Raw genomic sequence first — 13601 nt, forward strand, 5'->3', positions numbered from 1 at the left:
GGGGCGGGCCCGCCGCCCGCAGCCGCCGCCGCCTCCCGGCGCATGGCCACGTAGCCCCCGATGACCGCCAGCGACACGGTGATCTGGAGCAGCAGCATCAGCGTGACCACCAGGGGGACGGTGAGCCCGTCGCCGTCCACGAACCGGCGCACGACGGCGAGGGCGGCGAGGGCGGCAAAGGCGCAGGCGGCCGAGGCGGCGGCGTGGAGCAGGGGGGCGTCGGGCCGGCGGGTGGCGGCCCGGTGCCCGCCCACCGCGAACCCGACCAGCAGGGCCAGGACGGGGACGACCCACAGGTACGACTCCTGGCCTTCGAGGTCGCCGTCCTTGAACAGGCGCACGACGATGGTGGGCGGCAGGGTGATGGCGACGGCCAGCCACGCCCCGTCGGCCGCCGCCTTCCAGTCGACGCGTCTCACGGCCACGGCGGCGCCCCCCACGGCGACGGCAGCCCGAGCTTGCCGGGGTTGAGGATCCCGTTGGGGTCGAGCGCCTCCTTGAGCGCGAGCAGGACGGCCCAGCCCCCGCCCCGGGCGGCGGGCAGGAAACGGGCCCGGTTGAGGCCGACCCCGTGGTGGTGGCTGAGGGAGCCGCCGGCGCCGCCCACCGCCTCGGTGACGGCGTCCCACGCCTCCCGGTAGTAGTCGTCGCCGGTGCCGTCATCCCGGCGGCCGGCGAAGGTGAAGTACAGGCAGGCGCCGTCGCGGTAGGCGTGGGACTGGTGGGCCGACGCCGCCATCGTCCCCGGGACCGCCTCGAGGGCCGACCGCCCCGCCCGGTACATCCCGCCCAGGGCCGACCACGGGCCGGCCACCTCGCAGGTGTCGACGACCATGCCGGCGGCCAGGAGCCCGTCCAGCGCCGACACGTCGTCACGGAGGTCGAGCCAGCGGTCGACGAGGGCGTCGTCGAGGCGCTCGGCCGCCCCGCACTCCTCGCCCACGACGTGCAGGACGGCATCGGCCAGCCGGGGCTCCGCCTCGTCCAGGACGAGGAGCACGCAGCGGCCGTCCACGCCCATCGACCGGGCGGACTCCACCTCGTCGTAGAGGCGGATCACGGCCGGGGTGGCGCCCCGGCGCAGGACGCGGCGGCAGGCGTCGAGGCCCGACTCGAACGTCGCGAAGCCGAAGGCGGCCCTGCGCTCGGCCGGCGGCACGGGCGCCGCCCGCAGCACGGCCTCGGTGATCACACCCAGCGTGCCCTCGCTGCCGACGAACAGCTGGGTGAGGTCGGGCCCGGTGGCCGAGCGGGGGCCGGGGGCGCCCGTGCGGACCACCCGGCCGTCGGCCAGCGCCACCTCGAGGTCGACCGCCATGTCCTCGATCTTGCCGTAGCGGGTCGAGTACTGGCCGGCGGACCGGCACGCCAGCCACCCGCCCACGGTGGAGATGGCGATCGACTGGGGACGGTGGCCCACGGTCAGCCCGTGGGCGGCGCGCAGCTCGTCCTCCAGGGCGGCGCCGTTGGTGCCCGCCCCCACGGTGACGAGGAGCGACTCGTCGTCGACGCCCACCACGCCGCTCAGGCCCTTCAGGTCCAGCGACACCCCGCCGTGGACGGGCACGGCGCCGCCGCACACGCCGCTGCGCCCGCCCGCCGGGGTCACCGGCACGCCGGCCTGGTTGCACACGGCCAGGACGGCGGCCACCTGCGCCGCCGACTGCGGGCGGGCGACGGCGGCGGGCAGGGCCGGGACGTCGCCGTCCCGGGCCCACCGCAGGGTGATCGGCCACCAGTCCCGCGCCTGCTCGGCTCGGCCGCCGTCGCTCGTGTCGACGGGGCACACGGCGGCGAGCCGGTCGAGCACGGCGCCCTCCACCTCGGCCCGCAGGCCGCCCAGCCGCTCCGGCGGCAGCGCGGTCATGACCCGGCCGGGACGGCGCGCAGGCCGGCGGCCGCCCGCTCCCGCTCGACGGCGGCCACGTAGGCGGCCGCCTCCTCCCCGGCCCGCCCCTCGGGCCACCCGAGCTCCCGGGCCATCAGCGAGGCCGTCAGGGCGGCGGCGTCGGCCGACGCGTCCCGGGCCAGGATGCGGGCCCGGGCCCGGCGGCCGAGCACGTCGTCCACCGTGAGCGCCATCTCGTGGCGGGCCGCGTAGACGGCCTCGGCCCGCAGATAGGGGAGGCCGGCCACCAGCGGTCGCGCCAGGTCGGGGTCGCCCGCCGCCAGCAGCGCCACCTCGACCGCCTCGCTCCCGTACCGGGACACCAGGTGGTGCTGCGTGGGCGTCTCGGCGGCCGGCGCCCGCTGCCCGCCCCGCAGCACGAGCGACCGGGTCGGGCAGCGGAGGCGCCGTCGCCCGAGCAGGCCGGCCACCTCGTCGACGGCGTCGGCCGCCATCCTCCGGTAGGTCGTGAGCTTGCCCCCGGTGACGGTGACGACGCCGCTCGGGCTGGTCTCGACCCGGTGGCGGCGGGAGAGGTCGGTGGTCCGGGCCGGACCGCCGGCGTCGAGCAGCGGGCGCAGCCCCGCCCACGTGCCGACCACGTCGTCGGCCCCGAGGGGCTCGCTCAGGACCTCGTTCGCCGCGCCCAGCACGTACGCCACGTCCTCGGGCGTGCACTGGGGGTCGTCGAGCGGACCGGCGTACTCGGTGTCGGTGGTGCCGAGGTACACCCGCTCGCCCCACGGCACCACGAAGATCGAGCGCCTGTCCGCCGTCGGGAAGACCGCCGCGTCGCGGCACGGGAGGCGGTGGCGGGGCACGGTGAGGTGGACGCCCTTGGCCGGCCGCAGCCGGGGGGCCGGCGCCGAGTCGTCCAGCGCCGCCACGCTCCCGGCCCACACGCCGGCGGCGTTGACCACGGCGGCGGCGTGCACCTCGGTCCCGTCCTCCAGCACGGCGCCCGCCACCCGGCCTCCGCGGCGGAGCAGGCCCGCCACCGGCGCGTGGTTGAGGGCCACCGCCCCGTGGTCGAGGACGGCGGTGCGGACGACGGTCAGCGTCAACCGGGCGTCGTCGGCCCAGGCGTCGGCGTAGCTGAAGCCGGCCGGGGCGAGGTCGGCCCGCAGGGCGGGGAGGGCGGCCCGCACCTCGTCGCTCGACAGGCGGTGGTGGCGCCGCCCGATGCGCAGTCCGCCGCTGAGGTCGTACAGCCACAGGGCGGTGCCGTACCCCCGGGCCACCGCCTCGGCGACGACGCCGCCCGGCCCCACGAGGGGGATGACGAAGGTGAGCGGCCGCACCAGGTGCGGGGCGTTGTGCAGTAGGCGCTGGCGCTCGGCCAGGTTCTCCCGGACCAGCCGGAACTCCCGCTGCCGGAGGTAGCGCAGGCCGCCGTGGACCAGCTTGGACGACCTCGACGACGTCCCGGAGGCGAAGTCGTCCCGCTCGACCAGGGCGGTGCGCAGGCCCCGGGCGGCGGCGTCGAGGGCGACGCCGGCGCCGGTTATGCCGCCACCCACCACCAGCACGTCGAACCGTTCGGCCTCCAGGCGCTGGCGGGCGGTGTCCCGGCTGAAGGCACCGGTCATTCCCCGGGGCTCGTCTCAGCGGGTGGCGTGACGCAACCGGCGCGCCGGGTCACGGCGGCCGGCGGGGACGCGGGTTCGCGGCGGCCGGGACCGGCGCAACCGCGGACGCCTTCGTCGGTGGTCGTCACGGGCGCCGATCCTACGGGCCGCCGTCGGGAGGGAGCCTCCTCGGCGGCCCGTTCGGGACCGCCGCAGAACAACTTGGACGGCGGAGGGCCGACGAGGGGGCCAGCACGACGGTGAACGCGTCGCGGCCGTGCAAGTTGTCCCCAGGCGGGCCCGTTAGGGTTTCGCCATGCCGGAGCTGGACGGGTCGCGCACGCAGGCCAACCTCGAGAAGGCGTTCGCCGCCGAGAGCGAGGCCAACGGCCGGTTCCTGTACTACGCCCAGCGGGCCGAGGCCGAGGGGTACCCCGACATCGCCACCCTGTTCCGGGCGCTGGCCGAGGGCGAGAACGGCCACGCCTTCGGGCACCTCGACTTCCTCACCGGGGGGCCCGAGGGGCGGGGCGACGGCGACGGCGGGCCGTCGACCGAGGACAACCTCAAGGCCGCCATCGAGGACGAGACGCGGGAGTACACCGAGTGCTACCCGGAGTACGCCAAGGTGGCCCGCGAGGAGGGGTTCGACGACGTGGCCGACTGGTTCGACACCCTCACCCGGTCGGAGCGCAGCCACGCCGGGCGCCTCACGGCGGGCCTGGAGAGCCTGTCGTAGGGTTCGGCGCGTGCGCCCGCCCCCGCACCCCGGCTGGCCGGGCGGCGAGGTGTCCCGGCGGGACCTCCTCCGGTGGGCGGGAAGGCTGGGCCTCGGCGCGGCGGCCGCCGCGTCGGCGGGTGCCGGCCTCGGCGCCTGCGCCTACGGCGACGACGAGGCGCCCGCCGCCGGCGCCTCCGACGAGCTGCGCATCGGCGTGGTGGCGCCGTTCTCGGGCATCGGCGCCTTCCTCGGTGACATCGTCGACCGATCGTTGGACGCCGCCGTCCGCCAGGTCAACGGCACGGGCGGCGTCGGCGGCCGCAAGGTCGCCCTGGTCAAGCGGGACACGGGCATCGACCCGTCGGCCGGCCCCCGGGTCTACGCCGACCTGGCCGGCCGGGGCGCGGCGGGGGTCCTGTGGTGCGGGGCGGCCGGGTTCAGCCAGGTCCTGCCCCAGGTGCGGCGGGACTCGATGCCGCTGGTCGCCGTCTTCAACGACCCCTACTCGGGCGGCCAGCTCCACCCCGACGGTGACGGGGCCGGGCGCTCGGTGTTCCAGGTGCTCCTGCCCGATCGGTTCGCCAAGGAGGTGCTCGCCTCCTACGCCGCCTCCGACCGCGGCTACCGCACGGCCGCCTACCTGTACGACTCCCTGATCGACCCCGGTGCCACCGCCCGCCGCCGGTTCGAGCGCTCGTTCCGCGCCGCCGGCATCGAGATCACCGGGGTCGAGTCGTTCTCGCTGCTCGACAGCGACTTCGGACCCCAGCTCCAGCGCCTCCGCCAGGGCCGGCCCGACGTCCTCTACGTCGACGGAGTGAACACCAGCACGGCGGGCATCGTCTCCCAGCTGGCCGACCTCGGCGCCGCGTACGTCGACACCCCCTCGGCGCGGGAGGGTCCGTGGCGTCCGCACGTGTTCGGGTCGCCGGCCGGCGCCGGCGACCGCAGCTGGGTCGAGCTGGCGGGCGGCAAGGCGCGCGTCGGGACGGCCACCGCCTGGCACGTGGGCGGGCTCGTCTACCTGCCGTCCTTCGCCATCGCCGGTTGGATGCGCCGGCACCTGCGCCGGGAACCGACGGGCGGCGAGGAGTCGGCGCCCGACGCCCTGGCCGCCGTCCTGGCCGGCATCCGCAAGGCGGGCACCACCGACCACGCCCGGGTCGTGGCCGGGATGGAGACGGCCGGCCCCATCACCTTCGCCTCGCTGGAGTTCGAGTTCACGGCCGACCGGCACCTGTCGCGCACGCCCGACGACGTCGTCGTCCTGGTGATGGAGCGGGGCGCCGACGGCCCCGTGCCGACCGAGCCGCCGTACGCCCTCGGCCGCGAGTGGGCCGACGGCGAGGCCTTCGCCGACGTCCCGGCCGGTCCCACCCATCTCGTCCGCCCCACCCTGGAGGCCAACCGCCGAGCCCACCCGGCGGTGATGGACCAGGTGCTGGCCAGGAGCTACGGGACCCGGTGCACGGCTGCGTGCAAGGTCCACTGACCACCCCACCGCCTTCCCGGCGGGCCCCGGCGCCACCCGCCGGCGGGCCCGTCGGCCAAGGACGGGGGCGTCGGTGACCGACGTCCTCCAGGTCGTCGTGTCGACGGCCACGGTGGGGTCGGCGCTGGCCCTGGTCGCCCTCGGGTTCGGCGTGGTGTTCGCCGCCACCGGCGTCGTCAACTTCGCCCAGGGGCCGCTGCTGGTGGTCGCCGGGTACGGCGCGTACGCGCTCACCCGGGCCGGGTTGCCGGTGGTGGCGGCGTTCCCGCTGGTCGTCGTGGGGACGGCGGCGGCGGGGGCGGTCGTCGAGCTGGTGGCGCTGCGCCCCCTGCGGCGCGGCACCATGCCGGCCGACGTCGGGGCCGTGCTCACCACCTTCGCGGCCGGGCTCGTCGCCGTCGACCTGGTGCGCCTGCTCGTCGACGCCTCGCCCCACCGCCTCCCCCCGCTGGTCGGCTCCGTCGCCGGGTGGGAGGCGGGCCGGGTGGCCGGCGTGGCCGTCACGCCGGCCGACGTGCTGGTGGTCGTGGTCACCCTGGCCGTCGTCGCCGGCGCCGACGTGACGCAGCGCCGCACCGCCGCCGGCCGCGCCCTGCGGGCCGTGGCCGAGGACCGGGAGGCGGCCGCCCTGGTCGGCGTGAACCCGCGGGCGGTGGTGACCGTTGCGTTCGCGGCCGCCGGCGCTCTCGCCGCGCTGGCGGCCGTGCTGCTGGCCCCCCGCTCGTTCGTCCGCCTGGAGAACGGCCTCCTCCTCGGGCTCCAGGGCTTCGTCGCCGCCGTCCTGGGCGGGCTGGGTTCGGCCCGCGGCGCGCTGGCCGGCGGGTACGCGGTCGCCGCCGTGTCCGCCGTGGCGAGGACGGCTTCGCCCACCGGGGCGCGCTACGAGTACCTGCTCGTGTTCCTCCTGTTCCTGGCCGTGCTGGCCGTGCGGCCCACGGGGCTGCTCGGGGAGCGGGGCGAACGCCTGGAGAAGGCGTAGTGCTCCGACCTCGTTCGTTCGCTCCGCTCACTCCATTCGGTCGAGTCGGATCGTGCTCCGGCGGCCGAGCGGAGCTCGCCCGCCTCCGCCCTGTCCTTTCCCGGTGCCCGCAGCCGTAGAGGCCGCCTGCGGCGGCGAGTGCGGCCACGGACCTCGCGTATGCGAGCGGGGCGAACGCCTGGAGAAGGCGTAGTGGGCCGGGCGGGCCGGCTGCGCCGGTGGGCGCCGACCGCCGCCCTGGTCGCCTTCCTCCTGTGGTTCGGGCCGGCCCAGGCGGGCAACCGAAAGTGGCTCGACCTGGGGGTGGAGGCGCTGGTCCTCGCCGTCGCCGCCACCGGTCTCAACGTGCTGACCGGGTACACCGGGCTGCTCTCGCTGGGCCACGCCGGGTTCTTCGTCGCCGGCGGGTACGCGGGCGCCGTCCTCGGGCCGTACCTGCTCGGCGAGGGGTCGTTCCTCCCCGACGTCGTCGTCCGCAACGGGCCCTGGTTCGGGCCCGTGTTCGCCGCCGCCGTGGCCGCCGCCCTCGGGGTGGTGCTGGCCCTGGCCTGCTGCCACCTGCGGGGGTTCCACCTCACGGTGGTGACCCTCGCCTTCGGCACGCTGGTGCCGGCCGTCGTGGTGCTCGCCTCGGGCCCCCTCGGTGGCCTGGCGGGGCGGGCCCTGGAGCGCGTCCCGGACACCCGCAACGCCTTCCTCGCCCGCTCGCACATCCTGGCCGGCGTCTACTACACGGCCGCCGTCGTCCTGCTCGCCGCCCTGTGGGCGAGCCGGAACCTGGCCCGCAGCCGTTGGGGGCGGGCCCTGGGAGCGGTTCGCGACTCCGACGTGGCCGCCCGGGCCAGCGGCATCGACCCCTACCGCCACCGCGTGGGCGCCTTCGCGGTGTCGGCCGCCATCGTGGGGGTGGCCGGCTGGGTCGGCGCCCTGCGCACGCTCACCGTCAGCTCGGGCAGCGCGCTGGACGTCCAGACGGAGTCGTTCCGCTACGTCGTCACCGTGGCGCTGGGCGGCGCCGGCACCCTGGCCGGGCCCGTCGTCGGCGCCTTCGCCCTCACCTTCGGGCTGGGCCTGGACGTGGTGCAGGAACGGTTCCGGGACCGCCTGGGGCTGGTGTTCGGCGCCGTGGCCCTGGCCGTGGTCGCCGTCGCCCCGTCCGGCCTGGTGGGCGCCTTCCGCCGCTGGGTGCCGGCATCCGCCCGCCCCGACGCGGCCGACGTCGAGGCGGGCGAGGCGGGCGATGCCGCGCCGGACCCGTCGGTGGCGCCGCCTGCGGACGGCACGCCCGTCCTGCGGGTGCGGGGGCTGGCCCGGTCCTTCGGCGGCGTGCGCGCCCTGGCCGGCGTGGACCTGGAGGTGGCGGCCGGCACCGTGCACGCCGTGGTGGGCCCGAACGGGTCGGGCAAGTCGACCTTCGTCGACGTCGTGACCGGTGTCGTCCCCGCCACCGGCGGCCGGGTCGAGCTGTGCGGGCGGGACATCACCCGCCTGCCCGCCTTCCGGCGGACGGCGGCGGGCATGGGGCGGACGTTCCAGTCGGTCCGGGTGTGGCCCCGCATGACGGTCCTGGAGAACGTGCTGGCGGGCGCCCACGTGCGGGGCTCGGCCGGGCTGGGGCGCTGCCTGCTCGGGCTGGGCCGGGCCGAGGAGCGGCGGCTGCGGGCCCGGGCCGCCGTCCTGCTCGCCCGGGTGGGGCTGGAAGGGCGGGCGGCGGACCCCGCGGGGGCGCTCACCCTCTCCGAGCAGCGCCGCCTCGAGCTCGCCCGGGCCCTGGCCGGCGAACCCGTCCTCCTGCTGCTCGACGAGCCCGCCGCCGGCCTCGACCCCGCCGAGGTCGAGGCGCTGGGAGGGCTGATCCGGTCGTTGGCGGCCTCGGGCCGGGCCATCGTCGTGGTGGAGCACCACGTCGCGACGGTGTTCTCCCTGGCGGGGACGGTGACCGTTCTGGACGGCGGCGCCACGCTGGTCTCGGGGCCGCCCGCCCGGGTGGCGGCCGACCCCCGGGTGCGAGACGTCTACCTCGGCCCCGTGCCCTGAAAGAAGCGGCGGCCGCTGTCCCCGAACGTTCAGGAATGCCCCCAACGTGGCCGATGTTGTACCCAGGCCCGGAAGACAACCGGCATAGTCAGCGGCCTCCCGGGGTACTTGGCTCCGATGAGGTTCGCCCCGGGAGGGAGGAGATCGCTCCGATGAACTTGTCCTGGCGCCAGCGGGCCGCCTGCCGTGGCGTCGACCCGGACATCTTCTACCCCGCCTCCGATGAGGACGCGGACGAGGCGAAGGGCATCTGCGGCATCTGCCCGGTGCGCGAGGCGTGCCTGGAGTACGCCCTGGTGAACCGCGAGCGCGACGGCGTCTGGGGCGGGGCGACCGAACGCGAGCGCCGGCGACTGATCCGCCAGCGGCGGAAGTCGGCATAACCCCGGAAACGTCGTAAAGCCCAGCCTCGCCGGGGGGGCTCGGGGGGTACCCTGGGCCCCACATATGACCGACCTGGGTTCGCTGGGGGGCTGGCCCACCATCCTCACCCGCTTGATGAGCGGCGCCGACCTGTCCCGTGCCGAGGCGTCGGCCGCCCTGTCGGAGGTGTTCGAGGGCACGGCCACGGCGTCCCAGCTGGCCGCCTTCCTCACCGCCCTCCGCATCAAGGGCGAGACGGTCGACGAGATGACCGGGCTGGTGGAGGCCGTCCTGGCCCACGCCGAGCCGGTGGTCCTGCCCGACGCCGACGACCTGGTCGACACCTGCGGCACCGGCGGCGACCGCAGCGGGTCGATCAACGTCTCCACCGTCACCGCCCTGGTGGTGGCCGGCGCCGGCGCCCGGGTCGTCAAGCACGGGAACCGGGCCGCCAGCTCGTCCACCGGCTCGGCCGACGTCCTGGAGGCGCTGGGCGTGCGCATCGACGTCGGGGGCGAGGGGGTGGTGCGGTGCCTGGAGGCGTCCGGGATGGCGTTCTGCTTCGCCCCCCGCTTCCACCCCGCCTTCCGCCACGCCGGCGCCACCCGCCGGGAGCTGGGGGTCCCCACCGTGTTCAACTTCCTCGGGCCGCTGGCCAACCCGGCCCGGCCCGGGCGCCAGGTCCTGGGCGTGAGCAGCCCCCCGATGGCCGAGCGCATGGTCCGGGTGCTGGCCGTCAACGGCGTGCGCCGCGCCATGGTGGTCTACGGCCACGACGGGCTCGACGAGCTGACCACCACCACCACCTCCACCGCCCTGGTGCTGGACGACGGCGACATCCGGACCGAGACGGTGGACCCGAGCGACCTGGGGCTGCCACCGGCGACCGCCGACGACCTCCGGGGCGGCGACGCCTCGATCAACGCCGAGCTGGTCCGCCGCCTGCTGGACGGGGAGCGGGGGCCCCGGCGCGACATCGTGCTGTTGAACTCGGCCGCCGCCGCCGTGGTCGCCGGCCTGGCGAAGACGCTGGCCGAGGGCATCGAGGTGGCGGTGGCGTCGCTCGACGAGGGCAGGGCGGCATCGGTCCTCGATCGCCTGGTGGCCGCGTCGAACGCCGAGGCACCCGTCGGCGCTTGACCGCCCGACGTCCCGGGTAGGGCGCGGGGATGCACCCCCGCCGCACTCCCCCCACGGTCCGCGCTCGCCGCTCTCCGCGCCTGATGGCCCTGGCCCTCGCCGCATCGCTGGCCGTCACCGCCGGTGCCTGCGGCTCCGACGGGGAGGACGACGCCGGCCGCACCGACACCACCGCCAACCGCGGCACGGTCGCCGGTGCGGGCGACAGCGGGGCGCCGGCCCAGGGTGAGCCCGAGGGCGCCAACACCGGCTCGGGCGGCGACTCGGGCGGGGCCACGGGCAACGCCGTCGACCCCGGCGGCGACAACCCGTGAGCGGCCGGGACGAAGCCGAGGGTCGCATGGGCGAGCCCCACGACCGCTCGGACGCCGCCGGGGCCCCGGGGGCCAGCGGTCCCGGCGATCCCGGCTACGACGGGGAGGCGACCCTCGGCGACGAGGGGGCGGCCGCCGGCCCCGAGTCGTTCGGCGATCCCTTCGGGCGGCCCGACTCCGGCGACTGAGCGCCCACGGGCAGCGACGCAGCCGGTCCCGGTGGTCGCCGCTGCCGGTTCGTGCCGCCGCCCGGCTCGAAGCGGGGGAGCTCGGGCAGAGGGGTGACCAGGGGGGCGTCGCAGCGGGCCAGGCGCACGCGCCCGGCGGCGCGGTCCAGCCACGACGCCACGCACAGCACCTCGTCGGCCAGGTGGCGGGGGAGGGGCCCGTCGCCGGCGTCGGCCGGCGCCGGCGCCTCGAAGGGCAGGGGGGTGGCCCCCGCGGTTCCCGCCCCGGCGCTGACCAGCCGGCCCCGGTCGAGGACGGCGCCGCCCTCGCCCTCCACCTCCAGGTCGACGCGACCGGCCCGGCGCAGGGCGTCCAGCCGGCGCTGGCGGGCCAGCGCCGAGGCCAGCGCGGCGGCCCGCTCCCGGGTGGCGGCCGCCTCCTCGTACCGCTGCTCGGCGGCCAGGGCCCGCATGCGTGCCTCCAGCGGGCCGAGCAGGCGCGCCGGTTCGGTGGTGAGGCCCCGCAGAACCGTGTCGACGATCGACGGGTAACGCGCCGCATCGGCCCCACCGGCGCACGGGCACGCCGCCACGCCCAGCTGGGCCGGGGCGCAGGGCGCGGCCCGGGGCGTCCGGCCCGGCCTGGCGGTGCACCGGCGCACAGGCGTGGCCGAGTGGACCGCCTCGACGACCAGCTGCGCCGCCCGCTGCGACGGGAGAGGCCCGAGGTACAGGCAGCCGTCGCCCGGGCGCGGGTCGCGCACGACCGACAGGCGGGGGAAGCGCTCGTCCAGGGTGAGCTTCACGTAGGCGTAGCGCTTCCAGTCCTTGGCCCGGCGGTTGAAGCGGGGCCGCAGCTCGTGGATCAGGCGGATCTCCAGCACCGACGCCTCCAGGTCGCCGCTGCACACGACGTGGTCGACGGCGGCCGTCTCCCGGAGGAGCTGGCCTACCTTGCGGCGCTCGTCGCCGGCGAAGTACGACCGCACCCGGCGGCGCAGGTTCACCGCCTTGCCGACGTACAGCACCCGCCCGCCGGCGTCGCGGAACTGGTACACGCCGGGGGAGCGGGGCAGGTCGGCGGCCAGCTTGAGCTTGGCCACCATGGGGTGGCCCTTGACCGTGGGCAGCTCCAGCAGGTCGTCGAGGGCGAGCACGCCGAGGCGGCCGGCCCGCTCGAGCAGGCAGTGGAGGACCTCGCCGGTGGCGAGGGCGTCGTCGAGCGCCCGGTGGGTGGGCTGGTGGCGCACCCGGAAGTGGCGGGACAGGGTCGACAGCTGGGCGTTGGGGACCTCGTCGCCCACCAGTCGGCGGGCGAGGGCGCAGGTGTCGACCGACCGGTTGGCCAGGCGGGGCCGCCCGGTGGCGGCCAGGGCGGCGTTCAGGAACGAGAGGTCGAAGCGGACGTTGTGCCCGACGATCACGGCGTCGCCCAGGAACTCGAGGAACGACGGGAGCACGGCGCCGATCCGGGGGGCGTCGGTGACCATCGAGGTGGTGATCCCGGTGAGGTAGGTGATCTCGGGCGGGATCCCCTGCTCGGGGTCGACCAGGGTCTGGAACGTCCCCAGGCACTCGCCGCCCCGCAGCTTCACCGCCCCCACCTCGGTGATGGCGCACCGGCCCGGGACGCAGCCGGTGGTCTCCAGGTCCAGCACCACGAACGTGACGCCGAACAGCGGCGTGCCCAGGTCGTCGAAGGAGCGCTGCCACGCCGCCACGCGGCCACCGTACGCCGAACACACGTTCGCGCACAAGAACACATGTTCGCCCGGGGCGACGGCGTACGCTGCGCGCGTGGTGCCCGTCCCTCGCTACCGCTGCAACGCCTGCGGCAACCTGACCCGCTTCGACGTCACGCTCACCCGCCGCACCCGCCGGTTCAATCACTACACCGTGGGCGGGGAGCTGACGGTGGAGAACGAGGAGGTCCTGGTCGAGGTGATCGAGGACGTGTCGTGCCGGTGGTGCGGGAACGGCCGGTCGGTCGAGGAGCTGGTCGACCAGGAACAGGGGTGAACGCCGGCCCGGCGCCCGACGGCCTCCTGCGGCCCGCCCTCCAGCTGGCCGTGGACGTGGCCCGGGCGGGCGCCGGCGGCTCGCCGCCGGTCGAGCCGCCCCGGGCGCTGCGGCCCATCCTCCGGTTCGCCAAGCTCTCCGACGCCGCGCTGGCCTCGGTGCGCCGGGCCCTCGACGAGGACGAGGCGTTCCGGGCCCGGGTCGGAGCGCTGGCCGACGAGGACGAGATGGGGCGGGCGGCGTGGCTGTTCGTGGCCCGGCCCGAAGGGTGGGAGGGCGAGTTGGCCGGCCTGGCCGCCGAGGCGCGCCGCCGGGCCGACGCCGAGCGCGAGGAGAAGGAGGAGCGCAGCGCCCGCAAGCGCGTGGCGTCGGCCGAGGCCGCCACGGCGCGCGCCGAGGCGGCCGCCGCCCGGGCGCGGGCCGAGGCCGAGGCGGCGGCGGCCGAGCTGGCGGCGGAGCGGCGGGACCGCCGGGCGGCCCAGGACGAGGTCGCCCGCCTGGCCCGCCGGGTGGCGTCGCTGGAGGGCGAGCGGGACAGCGCCCGCCGGCGGGCCGAGGATGCCGCCGCCGAGTCGGAGGCGCGGCGCGCCGAGCTGGAGTCGCTCCGGGGCCGCCTGGAGGCGGGCGCCGCGGAGGCCGCCCTGCTCCGGGCCCGCGCCGTGCCGGCGGCCGACCCCGAGCCCTCGCCCGAGCCGACGCGCGGCGAGCGCCGTCCCGACCCGACGCCGCCGTTCGACCTGGCCGGCGCGTCGGCCGCCGTGGCCGCCGCCGCCGCGGCGGCCGGCGCCCTGGAGCGGGCCCTGGCCGACGCGTCGGCCGCCCTCGGGGCCGCCGCCCCCGTCGCGCCCGCCCCGGGCGGGCCCGAAGGAGGGCCCGCCCGGGGCGGGCGCGACGGGGGCGGCGGCCCCGAGGG

The 13601-nt window shown here is 77.3% G+C and carries 13 protein-coding genes; 9 read left to right on the plus strand and 4 right to left on the minus strand.

All coding sequences use genetic code 11. The features are described from left to right. The 3 genes from VM242_08945 to VM242_08955 form a co-directional block, all read right to left on the minus strand. Positions 1 to 425: hypothetical protein (locus tag VM242_08945; GenBank protein HVM05286.1), on the minus strand; the 425-nt coding region annotated here is incomplete at its 3' end. Continuing rightward, on the minus strand, positions 416 to 1867 hold the full coding sequence (locus VM242_08950; GenBank protein ID HVM05287.1) for an FAD-binding oxidoreductase: 1452 nt from the start codon (positions 1865 to 1867) through the stop codon (positions 416 to 418). The genes VM242_08945 and VM242_08950, both read right to left, overlap by 10 nt. After that, complete coding sequence (locus tag VM242_08955; GenBank protein ID HVM05288.1) at positions 1864 to 3477, minus strand: glycerol-3-phosphate dehydrogenase/oxidase; 1614 nt, start codon at positions 3475 to 3477, stop codon at positions 1864 to 1866. The genes VM242_08950 and VM242_08955 overlap by 4 nt, the downstream gene beginning before the upstream one ends. A 295-nt stretch (positions 3478 to 3772) precedes the next feature. On the opposite strand from VM242_08955, the gene VM242_08960 reads away from it, so the two are divergent. From VM242_08960 to VM242_08990, 7 genes are all read left to right on the plus strand, one after another. Further along, positions 3773 to 4195, plus strand: coding sequence for a rubrerythrin family protein (locus VM242_08960; protein HVM05289.1), 423 nt, complete (start codon positions 3773 to 3775; stop codon positions 4193 to 4195). A 10-nt stretch (positions 4196 to 4205) separates the two neighbouring features. Further along, positions 4206 to 5669: an ABC transporter substrate-binding protein gene (locus VM242_08965; protein HVM05290.1), complete on the plus strand. Its 1464-nt coding sequence runs from the start codon at positions 4206 to 4208 to the stop codon at positions 5667 to 5669. A 73-nt stretch (positions 5670 to 5742) separates the two neighbouring features. Next, positions 5743 to 6648, plus strand: a complete 906-nt coding sequence (locus VM242_08970; protein HVM05291.1) for a branched-chain amino acid ABC transporter permease — start codon at positions 5743 to 5745, stop codon at positions 6646 to 6648. 192 nt (positions 6649 to 6840) lie between these two features. Continuing rightward, positions 6841 to 8685 (plus strand): branched-chain amino acid ABC transporter ATP-binding protein/permease, encoded by a 1845-nt coding sequence (locus tag VM242_08975; protein ID HVM05292.1) that lies wholly within the window; start codon positions 6841 to 6843, stop codon positions 8683 to 8685. Between the two features lie 152 nt (positions 8686 to 8837). Next, complete coding sequence (locus tag VM242_08980; protein HVM05293.1) at positions 8838 to 9068, plus strand: WhiB family transcriptional regulator; 231 nt, start codon at positions 8838 to 8840, stop codon at positions 9066 to 9068. Positions 9069 to 9132: 64 nt separating this feature from the next. Next, complete coding sequence (gene trpD, locus VM242_08985) at positions 9133 to 10188, plus strand: anthranilate phosphoribosyltransferase (GenBank protein HVM05294.1); 1056 nt, start codon at positions 9133 to 9135, stop codon at positions 10186 to 10188. 83 nt (positions 10189 to 10271) lie between these two features. Next, positions 10272 to 10502, plus strand: coding sequence for a hypothetical protein (locus VM242_08990; protein ID HVM05295.1), 231 nt, complete (start codon positions 10272 to 10274; stop codon positions 10500 to 10502). A gap of 94 nt (positions 10503 to 10596) precedes the next feature. Here the strand turns inward: VM242_08990 and VM242_08995 are convergent, their stop codons facing one another. Continuing rightward, entirely contained in the window at positions 10597 to 12390 is a 1794-nt protein-coding gene (locus tag VM242_08995; GenBank protein ID HVM05296.1) for a DEDD exonuclease domain-containing protein, read from the minus strand. Between the two features lie 76 nt (positions 12391 to 12466). On the opposite strand from VM242_08995, the gene VM242_09000 reads away from it, so the two are divergent. Both VM242_09000 and VM242_09005 read left to right on the plus strand, forming a co-directional pair. Continuing rightward, a complete protein-coding gene (locus VM242_09000; protein ID HVM05297.1) occupies positions 12467 to 12688 on the plus strand; it encodes a hypothetical protein in 222 nt (73 codons plus the stop codon). Then, the coding region (locus VM242_09005; protein ID HVM05298.1) for a hypothetical protein at positions 12685 to 13601 on the plus strand (917 nt) is incomplete at its 3' end. The genes VM242_09000 and VM242_09005, both read left to right, overlap by 4 nt.

The sequence above is a fragment of the Acidimicrobiales bacterium genome (genome assembly GCA_035540975.1).
In the GTDB taxonomy this organism is placed as follows: Bacteria; Actinomycetota; Acidimicrobiia; order Acidimicrobiales.

Bases quoted from the DNA above. Each gene is read 5' to 3' on its own strand.
- VM242_08950 (HVM05287.1), bottom strand. From the start codon at position 1,867: ATGACCGCGCTGCCGCCGGAGCGGCTGGGCGGCCTGCGGGCCGAGGTG.
- VM242_08955 (HVM05288.1), bottom strand. From the start codon at position 3,477: ATGACCGGTGCCTTCAGCCGGGACACCGCCCGCCAGCGCCTGGAGGCC.
- VM242_08960 (HVM05289.1), top strand. From the start codon at position 3,773: ATGCCGGAGCTGGACGGGTCGCGCACGCAGGCCAACCTCGAGAAGGCG.
- VM242_08980 (HVM05293.1), top strand. From the start codon at position 8,838: ATGAACTTGTCCTGGCGCCAGCGGGCCGCCTGCCGTGGCGTCGACCCG.
- trpD (HVM05294.1), top strand. From the start codon at position 9,133: ATGACCGACCTGGGTTCGCTGGGGGGCTGGCCCACCATCCTCACCCGC.
- VM242_08990 (HVM05295.1), top strand. From the start codon at position 10,272: ATGGCCCTGGCCCTCGCCGCATCGCTGGCCGTCACCGCCGGTGCCTGC.